General features: G+C 70.8%; 14 protein-coding genes. 2 read left to right on the top strand and 12 right to left on the bottom strand.

The window, feature by feature from the left end:
- Positions 1-49: 49 nt before the first annotated feature.
- The 11 genes from tsaD to ACIBHX_RS09755 all read right to left on the bottom strand — a co-directional run bounded on the left by tsaD (position 50) and on the right by ACIBHX_RS09755 (position 9213).
- On the bottom strand, positions 50-1069 hold the full coding sequence (tsaD, locus tag ACIBHX_RS09705) for a tRNA (adenosine(37)-N6)-threonylcarbamoyltransferase complex transferase subunit TsaD (RefSeq protein WP_397065944.1): 1020 nt from the start codon (positions 1067-1069) through the stop codon (positions 50-52).
- Positions 1062-1493: a ribosomal protein S18-alanine N-acetyltransferase gene (gene rimI, locus ACIBHX_RS09710; RefSeq protein ID WP_397065946.1), complete on the bottom strand. Its 432-nt coding sequence runs from the start codon at positions 1491-1493 to the stop codon at positions 1062-1064. Before rimI ends, tsaD begins: the two co-directional genes overlap by 8 nt.
- A 71-nt stretch (positions 1494-1564) precedes the next feature.
- A complete protein-coding gene (gene tsaB, locus ACIBHX_RS09715; RefSeq protein WP_397066072.1) occupies positions 1565-2215 on the bottom strand; it encodes a tRNA (adenosine(37)-N6)-threonylcarbamoyltransferase complex dimerization subunit type 1 TsaB in 651 nt (216 codons plus the stop codon).
- 27 nt (positions 2216-2242) lie between these two features.
- Positions 2243-3154, bottom strand: coding sequence for a phosphotransferase family protein (locus tag ACIBHX_RS09720; protein WP_397065948.1), 912 nt, complete (start codon positions 3152-3154; stop codon positions 2243-2245).
- 33 nt (positions 3155-3187) lie between these two features.
- The gene (locus ACIBHX_RS09725; protein WP_397065949.1) at positions 3188-3706 is read right to left on the bottom strand and encodes a class F sortase; all 519 of its coding nucleotides are present in this window, start codon (positions 3704-3706) and stop codon (positions 3188-3190) included.
- A gap of 20 nt (positions 3707-3726) precedes the next feature.
- The gene (locus ACIBHX_RS09730; RefSeq protein WP_397065950.1) at positions 3727-4398 is read right to left on the bottom strand and encodes a hypothetical protein; all 672 of its coding nucleotides are present in this window, start codon (positions 4396-4398) and stop codon (positions 3727-3729) included.
- Between the two features lie 167 nt (positions 4399-4565).
- Complete coding sequence (tsaE, locus tag ACIBHX_RS09735; RefSeq protein ID WP_397065952.1) at positions 4566-5027, bottom strand: tRNA (adenosine(37)-N6)-threonylcarbamoyltransferase complex ATPase subunit type 1 TsaE; 462 nt, start codon at positions 5025-5027, stop codon at positions 4566-4568.
- A complete protein-coding gene (locus ACIBHX_RS09740; protein ID WP_397065954.1) occupies positions 5028-6152 on the bottom strand; it encodes an alpha/beta fold hydrolase in 1125 nt (374 codons plus the stop codon). It abuts the gene before it with no gap.
- Between the two features lie 67 nt (positions 6153-6219).
- Positions 6220-7377, bottom strand: a complete 1158-nt coding sequence (gene alr, locus ACIBHX_RS09745; RefSeq protein ID WP_397065956.1) for an alanine racemase — start codon at positions 7375-7377, stop codon at positions 6220-6222.
- A gap of 12 nt (positions 7378-7389) precedes the next feature.
- Positions 7390-8853 carry an NAD(P)H-hydrate dehydratase gene (locus ACIBHX_RS09750; RefSeq protein WP_397065957.1) on the bottom strand — a complete coding sequence of 488 codons (1464 nt, stop codon included), beginning with the start codon at positions 8851-8853 and terminating at the stop codon, positions 7390-7392.
- A gap of 9 nt (positions 8854-8862) precedes the next feature.
- Positions 8863-9213 (bottom strand): holo-ACP synthase, encoded by a 351-nt coding sequence (locus tag ACIBHX_RS09755; RefSeq protein WP_397065959.1) that lies wholly within the window; start codon positions 9211-9213, stop codon positions 8863-8865.
- 174 nt (positions 9214-9387) lie between these two features.
- On the opposite strand from ACIBHX_RS09755, the gene coaA reads away from it, so the two are divergent.
- Complete coding sequence (gene coaA / locus ACIBHX_RS09760) at positions 9388-10290, top strand: type I pantothenate kinase (RefSeq protein ID WP_397066073.1); 903 nt, start codon at positions 9388-9390, stop codon at positions 10288-10290.
- Here the strand turns inward: coaA and ACIBHX_RS09765 are convergent.
- On the bottom strand, positions 10262-10393 hold the full coding sequence (locus ACIBHX_RS09765; protein WP_397065961.1) for a hypothetical protein: 132 nt from the start codon (positions 10391-10393) through the stop codon (positions 10262-10264). The genes coaA and ACIBHX_RS09765 overlap by 29 nt on opposite strands.
- A gap of 62 nt (positions 10394-10455) precedes the next feature.
- Here ACIBHX_RS09765 and ACIBHX_RS09770 point away from each other — a divergent pair, with 62 nt between their 5' ends.
- Positions 10456-11382, top strand: a complete 927-nt coding sequence (locus ACIBHX_RS09770) for a DUF389 domain-containing protein (protein ID WP_397065962.1) — start codon at positions 10456-10458, stop codon at positions 11380-11382.

An 11382-nucleotide genomic window follows, 5' to 3' on the forward strand; every position in this document is an offset into this window, starting at 1 on the left:
TCGATGAGGTACGGCAAGCCGACGACCCGCCGCACGACGCCGCGGCCGGTTATACGTGGACGGTGGTGATCGGGAGGGAGGAGTCGGCGGGGATGTCGAGGAGGGACGGGGTGATACCGGCCGTGACCAGGTCCGAGCCGAGAGCCGCGACCATCGCGCCGTTGTCCGTGCACAGGCCGGGCCGCGGCACCCGCAGCCGGACCCCGGCCGCGTCGCAACGCTCCTGGGCCAGCGACCGCAGCCGCGAGTTGGCCGCGACGCCACCGCCGACGAGCAGGTCGTGCACGTCGTACTTCTTGCACGCCTGCAGCGCCTTGCGGGTCAGCACGTCGACCACGGCCTCCTGGAAGGATGCGGCCACGTCGGGCACGTGGATGGACGGCTGGGCCTCCACCCAGCGCGCGACGGCCGTCTTCAGCCCCGAGAAGGAGAAGTCGAGCGTGCCGTCGTCCACCTTGCCGCGCGGGAACGCGATCGCGTCGGCCGAGCCGTCGCGGGCCACCCTGTCGATGTGCGGCCCGCCGGGGAACGGCAGCCCGAGCACCCTGGCCACCTTGTCGAACGCCTCGCCGGCCGCGTCGTCCACGGTGGAGCCCAGCGAGATCACGTCGGAAGCCACGTCGGGCACCAGCAGCAGCGAGGAGTGGCCGCCGGAGACCAGCATCGCGATGCACGGCTTGGGCAGCGGCCCGTGCTCGAGCTGGTCGACGGCGACGTGCGCGGCCAGGTGGTTGACGCCGTACAGCGGCACCCCGAGCCCGGCGGAGTAGGCCTTGGCCGCGGCCACGCCGACCAGCAGCGCCCCGGCGAGCCCGGGACCGGCCGTCACGGCGATCGCGTCGATGTCGGAGAACTTCAGCCCGGCCTGGACCAGCGCGGACTCCACGGTGGGCGTCATCGCCTCCAGGTGGGCGCGCGAGGCGACCTCGGGCACCACGCCGCCGAAGCGGGCGTGCTCGTCCATGCTGGAGGCGATCGTGTTGGCCAGCAGCGTGTGACCTCTGACGATTCCCACGCCGGTCTCGTCGCAGGACGTCTCGATGCCCAGGACCAGCGGTAGCTCAGCCATCCAGCTTCCTTCTCATCATGATCGCGTCGGTGCCGTCGTCGTAGTAACGGCGGCGCAGCCCGATCTCCTCGAACCCGAAGTGCTCGTACACGCCCTGCGCCCGCGGGTTGTCGGAGCGCACCTCGAGGAAGATCTCCCGCGCGCCCCGCCTGCCGGCCTCGGCCAGCAGCTCGGTCAGCAGGGCCCCGCCGATGCCGGTGCCCTGGTGCGCCTCGAGCACGGCGATGGTCTGCACGTCCGCCTGGTCGGCCGCGGCGGCCAGCCCGGCATAGCCGATGATCTGTCTGTCGGCCTCCGCCACCACGTAGTGCCGGGTGCGCGGCTGGTCGGCCAGTTCGCCGCGCATCATCGCCTCGCTCCACGCGTCCAGCGGGAACGTGGCCCGTTCGATCGCCATGACCGCCGGCAGATCCGCCTCGGTCATCTGCCGCAGTCTCACGCCGCGCCCAGTGGTCGAGTCCGCCGCACCTTGCACCCCGGGGCCGTTGTCACCGCTCATCGTGTCTCCGTCACCCTCTTGGGCGCGCCGGGCACCACCGCGTCGGGCCTGCGCAGGTAGATCGGGCGCGGCGGCTCGAGCTCCTGCCCCGCCGCCAGCCGCTCGGCCGCCAGCGCGGCCATGAACCGCGCATAGGGGTACGGCGGAGCCACCGCCTCGCCCAGCGTCTCGGGATAGATCGTGGGACCCGCACCGGCGACCGGCAGCCCCTGCACGGGCACGTCGGCGGGCTTGTCGACGTGGGGGCCCTCCAGCCGCGTGCGGAAGTCCGCATAGCGTGCCCAGAAGACCTCCTTGCGCCGCGCGTCGGTGGCCACCAGGAACTCGGTGGACAGCCCACTGCCGTAGGCCACGGCGTCGAGCGTGCAGACGCCGTGCGCGGGCACGCCCAGCGCCGTGGCGAGCGCCTGCGCCGTCATGAGCCCGACCCGCAGCCCCGTGTAGGGCCCGGGGCCCATGCCCGCCACGATCACCGTGACGTCGCGCAGCACGGCACCCGCCTCGGCCAGCACGCCCTCGATCGTGGGCATCAGCAGCTCGCCGTGGCGCCGGGCATCGATAGTCGTGGACTCGGCGAGCACCCGCTCCCCGTCGTGGAGGGCTGCGGTGACGGCGGGCGTCGCGGTGTCAAAGGCCAGGACCAGCACGAAGGTCAAGCCTACCCGCGTGAGAGCTCAGACCCAGCCGGTACGCAGCTTCAGCCACTCAAGCGCGACCTCGCCCTGCGCCGCCTGGAACTGCCTGAGCGTGGGGAGCCCGGGTGGCGGGGGCTGGCGGCTCTGCCGTACGAAATAGCCCGTCAGGGCGGCCAGCACGGTGGTCATGTCCGGGTCGGGGTCGGCCAGCAGCTCCTGCGGCGCGGGACCGCCCTGCATGGCGACGGACGGCAGCATGCAGAGCAGGTCGAACCAGGCGGCGCCGACGCAGGCCCACGGCCAGTCGACGACGTAGACGTGCTCGTCGGTGAGCAGCACGTTGTCGGCCCGCAGGTCGGCGTGGAGCAGCGTGTCACCCGCGGCGGCCGTCTCCCAGCCGGACTCCAGCTCCGCCAGCGCGTCCAGGTTGCGCCGTGCCCACAGGTCGAGCCCGGCCAGGTCCTCCTTACGGAGGTTGCGCCAGCCGTGGAAGCTGTCGCGGTGCAGCTCGGCGATGGGTGGCGCGTCGATGGGTGTCGGCGTCAGCGCGGCGGCCATCTCGCGGGTCGCGGCCAGCACGCGGTCGAGCTCGTCGCGCCGCCACGGCATCTCAGGGTGACGGCCCTCGACGTCCTCGAAGACCAGCACCACCCAGCCGTCCAGCTCGAAGCTGGTCAGCAGCCGCGGCGCCGGCGCCGAGGCGGGCAGCGCGGCCGCGATCCTGGCCTCCGCTTGGTAGATCTCGACGGACTTCGCGTTCGGCTCGGGCCCGACCGCCTTGACGAAGGCCCGCCTGTCATTGGCGGCGCGCAGCCGTACGGCTGCCGCCGGCGAGAACCCGCCAAACTGGGTGACGGCCTCGACCACGGGCGCGCCGAGGAAGGCCTCGACCTCGGCGCGAGCGGCGGGCAGCACCTCGGACCAGGGGACGCGCGACGGGTTGCCGTTCATGACGTCCATTGTGCTGAGGCCCGCAAGCAGTTTTCAGACCGGCGAGGCGTAGACGATGATGTTGTCCAGATACTCGCCCTTGGCGTAGTCGAACTGGCCGCCGCAGGTCACCAGCTTGAGCCCGTTCTCGACGTAGACCCGTTTGGCGGGAAACGCGGTCTTGGGTATCTGCTCGATGGAGTCCACCTTGTACTCGGCGGTCTTGCCGTCGCTGCGCTCCACCTTGATGAGCGCGCCCTTGCGGATCTGCCTGAGCTTGAAGAACACCGCGGGGGCCGTCTTGGTGTCGACGTGGCCGACGATGACCGAGGCGCCCTTGTCACCGGGGACCGCGCTGCCGGTGTACCAGCCGGCCACCTTGGGCTTCTCGAACGGCGGCAGCTCCAGGTCGCCGTTCTTCTCCAGCTTGAGCTTCATCAGCGGCGCGTCGACGTCGATGGAGGGGATGTCGATGTTCTCGGGGAAGACCGCGGCGCCTGCCGGTTTGGGCGCGACGAAGCTCTTGCCGAAGGCGACCAGCAGCAGGCCGGTGGCGGCGCCCGCGAGAACCACTCGCCCCTTGCGGGCCATGGTCAGGCCCGGCTGCGCCGCAGCATGAAGACGGCGCCACCGATCAGGAGCACCGCCACGACGATGCCGGCGGGACCGATCGGCAGGCCGGAGCTGTCGTCCGCGTCCTTGCCGAACATGCCGCCGCCACCCGCGTGCGGCGCCTTGGTCGGCACGCCGGTCGGGTTGGCGTCGGCCTTGACGACCCGGAGCGTGGCCTTGCCGGTGTCGTTGGTGCCCTCACACTTGACGTCGACCGTGTAGGTGCCGCGCTTGACCGTGCCCGACACCTCTCCCTCACCGCGCACCCACGGTCCCGGCGTGGCCGTGCCGGTGGGCGTCGGCACGCTCACCGCGGGCGAGGCGGTGGTGGCGACAGGGTTGAGCGGGACGCCCGACAGGAACGCCTTGGAGGTGGCCGTGCCCGTGTGGGCCGGGCCGCCCGTGGGGACGGGGCAGTTGGCCAGCACGAACACCTTCGAGCTCTCGCCCGCGGTGACCTTGTCGGGGTTGAGCTGGACCAGGATGTTCTGCCGTGACACCGAGGGGCTCGGCGTCACGGCGGAGATGCTGGCCGAGGGTGTCCCTGAGGCTGTTGGTGTTGGTGTCGGTGTGCTGCCTTCGGCCGCCGAGCAGCCGACCAGCCCGATCATGACGATGGCTCCCGCGTACGCGACCCGTCTGACCCTGGACACCGCCGCACCCCACTTTGCCGTCTTTGCACCCAGCATCCACCCAAACGGCGAATGTCACCTCACCTGATACCCAGAAAATCTAGGCAAATCCATGACCAATGATCATGATTTACGCCAACGGCGAGGTACGTCAAGGGTGACAGCATTGCTGAAAGTTGGCCCGGGTTTTACTCTTCTGCCGGATCAGACGGCGTGTCGGCCCATCGCGATCCGATTCCGCGCAGGGTCAGGATGCGCGCGTCGCCGCCCGCCTCCCGGTCGAGGTGGACTTCGAGCCGGTCCTCCGACAGGCCCTCGACCAGCCCCTCGCCCCATTCGACGACGGTGATCGACTCCTCCAGAGAGGCGTCCAGGTCGAGATCGTCCACCTCCAGGTCGCCGCCGAGGCGGTAGGCGTCGACGTGGACCAGCGGCGGCCCCTGGCGCAGCGACGGGTGGACCCGGGCGATGACGAAGGTGGGCGAGGTGATCGGCCCGCGCACCTTCAACCCCTCGGCGATGCCCTGGACCAGCGTGGTCTTGCCGGCGCCGAGCGGTCCCGACAGGACCAGGAAGTCGCCGGCGCGCAGCCGGGTTGCCAGCCGCGTGCCGTACGCGCGCATGTCTTCAGCCGTGGCCAGGAGCACCACTCAGACCTCCACCTGCTTGATCAGGTCACAGAGGGCGTCGTTCACCACGCCGGGGCGTTCCAGCTGGATCAGGTGGGAGGTGTCGGGCACCTCGGTGAACTGCGCCCGGGGAAGGGCGGCCGCGATGGCGCGGCTGTGGTCGGGCGGGGTCAGCCAGTCCTTGTCGCCGACCAGGATCGCGGTCGGCACCGGGTCGAGGACGTGCAGCGCCGACAGCTTGTCGTGGTTCATCAGCGCCGGGTAGAAGTCGGCGAACACCTCGGTCGGCGTCTGCCTGATCATCGACTCGGCGAAGTCGACGAGGGTGGGGCTGACGTTCCCGGAGTCGCCGAAGCCGACGTAGCGGGTGATGAGGAAGGCGATGTCGCTGCCGGCGTGGCGGGTCTTGTCGATCAGCGCGCCGCGGCGGCCGAGCATCGAGATCGTGGACGGCGCGATCTTGTGCACCGCCTTGGACAGCATCGCCGGCAGCCCGAGCGTGATCTCGGCCAGCTTGCCCGCCGAGGTGGCGATCAGGGCGACGCCGCGGATCTTCTCGCCGAAGAGCTCGGGGTGACGGTCGGCGAGCGCCATGATCGTCATGCCGCCCATGGAGTGGCCGACCAGCACGCACGGGCCGGGCACGAACTCCGCGATGAGCTCGGCCAGGTCGTCGCCCAGCCGGTCGATCGTGCTGTCCTCCGCCTCGGCGCGCTGGGAGCGGCCGTGCGAGCGCTGATCCCACAGCACCAGTCGGTGGTTCTCACGCAGGTCGCGGCGCTGGTAGTGCCACGACTCCAGGTTGAGGCAGTAGCCATGGCAGAACACGATCGTCAGCGGCGCGTCGTGCTCATGGTCGCGACCGCTTCGGGGCTCGTTGGCATCGCTGCTCTCGCTCTCTCCCCCCGAGCTCCTTCGCTCCTCCGGCCCGTCGATCTCCACATGCAGCGCGACGCCATCGGAAGTGGTGAGCGTGGCCTGCGTGCCGCCGAGCTCGCCGAACGGCTCGCTGGCCTCGGGGTCGGGACGCAGCCGTATCCGGCCCACCGCGTAGCGCTTGGCCAGCGCCGCGGCGGCGACGCCCGCAGAGGCGGCGCCCACGATGGCGCCGGCGATCCCGACCTTCCGCCGTGTTGTCGTCGTCATGTCCCCGATCCCTCTGCGCTCATGGTCGCAGCCGCTCCGGGGTTCGCCGGCATCATTCCTCGCTCTCTCACCCCGAGCTCCTCTGCTCATAGACCCTCGGCACGCGCGCGCCGATTCTCGTCACGATTTCATGGGTAATCGTGCCGAGGTTATCCGCCCACTCCTGCAGCGTGCTTTCGCCCCTCTTGCCCGGTCCGAACAGCACGACCTCGTCGCCCGCCTCCAGCGGGTCGTCGCCGACGTCGATCATGAACTGGTCCATGCACACCCGGCCCGCGATGGCGCGGCGCTTCCCGCCCGCGAGCACCTCCACCTTGCCCGTGGCGTGCCGCAGGATGCCGTCGGCGTAGCCGAGCGGGACCAGCCCGAGCGTGGTCTCGCCGCCGCAGTGGTACAGGTGCCCGTACGACACGCCGGAGCCCTCGGGCACCCGCTTGGCCAGCGCGATCCGCGCCACCAGCGTCATCGCCTGGTGCAGCCCGAAGTCGCCCAGCTCGGGGATCGGGCTCAGCCCGTACATGGCGATGCCTGGGCGGACCAGGTCGTAGCGGGCGCGCGGCAGCGTCACGATCGCCGCGGAGTTGGCCATGTGCCTGATGACGTGGGATCCGGCGGCGCCCGCCTGCTCGGCCAGCTTCAGCGCCTGGTCGAACGCGTCGAGCTGGGCGTCGATCGACGGATGGCCCGGGATGTCGGCGCAGGCGAAGTGGGACCAGAGCCCGACGATCTCGACGACCCCCTCGGCCCGCAGCTCCAGCGCCCTGGACAGCAGCCCGGGCCAGGCGGCCAGCGGGGACCCGCCCCTGCTCATGCCGGTGTCGGCCTCCAGGTGCATCCTGGCCGTGCGGCCTGTGCGCCGCGCGGCCGCGGCGATCTCGTCGAGCAGCCCCGCGTCGGAGGCCGACAGCTCCAGATCGGCCTCGAGCGCCTCGTCCAGCGGATCGCCGGGGGTGACGATCCACGACAGCACGGGCGCGGTGATCCCCGCGGCGCGCAGCGCCAGGCCCTCGCGGATGAAGGCGGTGCCGAGCCGGCTCGCGCCGCCCTCCAGCACGGCCCTGGACGAGGGCACCAGCCCGTGGCCGTAGGCGTCTGCCTTGACCGCGCCCATCAGCTCGGCGCCTGCCGCCTGCTCCTTGAGCAGCGCCACGTTGTGCCTGATCGCGTCCAGGTCGATCCGCGCCTGCGAAGGCCCAAGAATGGGCACCGCCATCGGGGAGTTCATCTCACCAGTTTGTCAGCTCGCCCAGGTGGTCGAGCGTGATTCGCCTCTCAGCGACCTGATCGCGGCGGGCACCATGTCCGCCACGTCCGCCGAGGTGAGCGGCGCGCCGTCGGCGGCCAGCCGCCCGGCCAGCCCGTGCAGGTACGCGCCGCACGACCCGGCGTCGTAACAGGTCAGTCCCTGGGCCAGCAGCGCGCCCGCGATCCCCGACAGCACGTCCCCCGTCCCGCCGGTGGCCAGCCACGAGGTGCCCGTCCTGTTCACCCTGACCGGCCGGTCCTCCTCGGCGATGACCGTCGTCGACCCCTTGAGCAGCACGGTCACGCCCAGCTCCGCCGCCCCCCTGCGGGCGTACTCCAGCCTGCGCTCCTCGATCCGGTCCCGGTCGGCGCGCAGCAGCCGCGCCAGCTCCCCGGCGTGCGGGGTGATGAGCACCGGGGCGGTACGGCGCAGCAGCGACCGATCCCTGGCCACCAGGGTCAGCCCGTCGGCGTCGACCAGCACGGGAACGTCACTGGCCAGCACCCGGGCCGCCACCTCGTGCGCCCAGTCGCCGGTGCCGAGCCCGGGCCCGAGCACCCACGCCTGCACCCGGCCCACCCCGTCCAGCGACGGGCTGTCGAGCTCGGTGATGACGGCCTCCGGCCAGCGCGCGCGCACCTGCGCGACCGGGGCGGACGGGCCAACGTAGCGCACCATGCCGGCGCCCGCGCGCAGCGCGCCGCCCACGGCCAGCACGGCCGCGCCGGTGTAGGCGTCGCTGCCGGCGGCCACGCCGAGCACGCCCCTGCGGTACTTGTCGGACTCCTCGGCCGGGCGCGGCAGCAGGTCTTCCACGTCCGTGCTGGTCAGCGCGGCCACGTCCGGGTCGGGCAGGTACGGCCCGAGCCCGATGTCGACCACCTCGAGCAGGCCCACCTGGGCCGCGCCCGGGTCGACGAGCAGCCCCGTCTTGCAGGCGCCCATCGTCACCGTGACCTGGGCCCTGACGGCCGTGCCCGGTACCCGGCCGCTGCCGGCGTCCACGCCGCTTGGCACGTCGACCGCGACGATCAGCGCGCCCGAGGCGTTCGCCTCGGCCACCAGCCCGGCGTACGGCTCGCGCAGCGCGCCCGCCACGCCGATCCCGACCAGCCCGTCGACGATCAGGTCGGCCGGCTCCAGCGTGTCGGCCACCCTGCCGCCGGCCTGAAGGAACGCCTCCAGGCCCGGCTGGTGCGTCTTGGATCCCGCCAGGATCGCCGAGACCCGGGCGCCGCGCCGCGCCAGCCGTACGCCGGTGTAGAGGGCGTCGCCGCCGTTGTCGCCGCTGCCGACCAGCAGCAGGACGCGGGAGCCGTACACCCTGCCGAGCAGGTCGGCGCAGACGGCGGCCAGCCCGGCGGCGGCGCGTTGCATCAGCGTGCCGTCGGGGACCTGGGCCATCAGCACCTGCTCGGCGGCCCTGATCTGGTCGGCGGTGTAGGCGGTGCGCATGATCAGAAGCTATCCCTCCGCGATCACGTAGGCCATGGCGATGCCCGCGTCGTGGCTGAGCGAGACGTGCCAGCGTTTGACGCCGAGCCCGTAGGCCACCTCGGCGGCCTTGCCCGTGAGGTGGAGGTCCGGTTTGCCGTTCTCGTCGCAGCGCACCTCGGCCTCCAGATGGCCGAGCCCGCGCGGCGCGCCGAGCGCCTTGGCGACGGCCTCCTTGGCCGCGAACCTGGCGGCCAGCGACTGCGGCGCCAGCGGCCGCTCCACGTCGGTGAACAGCCGTTCGCGCAGCCCGGGAGTGCGCTCGAGCGCGGCCTCGAACCGGGCGATGTCCACCACGTCCACCCCGATGCCCAGGATCATCTCCTCAGATTATTCGAGATTCCCCAGGGCCCCGGATACCGGGATCATGAACACGGACTCCTTTCCCGAATGTGGTCTTGGTAATCCCAGGAATTTGTCCACAGGCTGTGGACGTAGCCCAGGGGAAACCCACGAACGGCCCATGAGTAGGCTGCCTGGGTGAACAACGGCTACGTGGAACTGAGCAGGGAGCAGTGGAGCGAGCTCCGCAAGAACACGCCCTTGACTCTCACCGCAGAAGAGCTGGAAGAGCTGCGTGGCGTCGATGATCCGATCGATCTCACCGAAGTCACCGACATCTACCTCCCCCTGACCCGGCTGCTGAACCTGCATTTCACCGGGTCCAAGCAGCGCAGCAGCGTGCTGAGCGCCTTCCTGGGCCACCACGAGCAGCGCGTGCCGTACATCCTGGGCATCGCGGGCAGCGTCGCGGTCGGCAAGTCGACCACCGCGCGCCTGCTGCACACCCTGCTGGCGCGCTGGCCCGAGCATCCGCACGTGGAGCTCATCACCACCGACAGCTTCCTGTACCCCAACACGGTGCTTGAGTCCAAGGGCATCATGCACAGGAAGGGCTTCCCCGAGAGCTACGACCGTCGCGCCCTGGTCAGGTTCGTGGCCGAGGTGAAGGCGGGGGCCGCCGAGGTCCAGGCTCCGATCTACAGCCACCTCGAGTACGACATCGTCCCCGACGCCACGCAAACCGTGAAAAGTCCGGACATCTTGATCATCGAAGGGCTGAACGTGCTCCAGCCCGCTCCCCCCACGGCCCTGGCGGTCAACGACTACTTCGACTTCTCGATCTACGTCGACGCCAAGGTGGAGGACATCCGCACCTGGTACGTGCACCGCTTCCACAAGCTCCGCCGTACCGCCTTCGAGGATCCCAAGTCCTACTTCCGTCACCTGGCCGAGCTCTCCTACGACGAGGCCAGCGACTTCGCGGTGAACATCTGGCGCGACATCAACGAGCGCAACCTGGTCGAGAACATCGCCCCCACCCGCGGGCGCGCCGATCTCGTCCTGCAGAAGGGCGCCGACCACGCGGTCAAGCGGGTACGGCTACGCCGGACGTGAACCCGCAGAGCTCCTCGTAGACGTAGGCGGCGAACCTGCCCGCGCAACCGAGGTCGTCGATGTCGGCGAACCAGCACTCCTCGCCGTGAACGTGGCATGTCATACGGCCAGCCTCGCGGCGAGGTGTCAACAGAACGTCAACATCGGATCGACGACAATGGCATCGTGCTCCACCTGAGAATGATCAGCCCGTCATCCCGCACCGACGAGGTGATGGCCGTGCTGGCCGACTGCCTCGGCATCACGAACATCATCGTCCTGCCCGGCGCGGGCCGCGGGCCGGTCGGCGACGTGATCCTGTGCGACCTGGCCCGCGAGTCCGCCAACGAGGTGATCGGCAGGCTCAAGTGGCTGGAGGACGAGGGCTCGATCGCGGTCGAGTCGATCGACCTGGCGCTGTCCAAGGGAGCGCGGGAGGCCGTCGAGGAGGCGCCGGGCGAGCCCGAGGACACGGTGGTCTGGGAGGAGCTGGCGCAAACGGTGGTCAGCGGCTCCCGGATGACCTGGGCGTACCTGGCCTTCCTCGCGATCGCCACGCAGTTGGCCGGCATCGGCGTGGCGCAGAACTCGCCGATCCTGATCGTGGGCGCGATGGTGCTGGGTCCGGAGTTCGGACCGATCGCGGCCATCTGCTTCGGGTTGCTGCGCGGGCGATGGCATCTGATCACCACCTCGTTGCGGACGCTGGTCGTCGGCTTCACCTTCGCGATCGCGGTGACGTTCGCCTGCGCGCTCGTCTCCTCCTGGCTGGGCTGGATCGGACCCGAGAACCTGCAGGTCAACGAGGAGGTCCGGTTCATCGTCACACCTGACAAGTGGTCGATGATCGTCGCGTTGCTCGCGGGCGGGGCGGGTGTGCTGTCGATCACCGGGGGCAAGTCGACCTCGCTGGTGGGCGTCTTCATCTCGGTGACCACGGTCCCCGCCGCCGGATACGCCGCGGTCGCCATGGCCCTCGGCGGTTGGAAGGAGGTCGCGGGCGCGGTCGCCCAGTTGGGCGTGAACATCCTCGGAATGCTCATCGCGGGCACGGTCACCCTGCTGATCCAGCGCGAACTCTGGCCTCAAGTAGGACGCCGTTCATCCGTGTGA

Origin of the sequence: Nonomuraea sp. NPDC050536, from assembly GCF_044457685.1 — a bacterium.
Taxonomy (GTDB): domain Bacteria; phylum Actinomycetota; class Actinomycetes; order Streptosporangiales; family Streptosporangiaceae; genus Nonomuraea.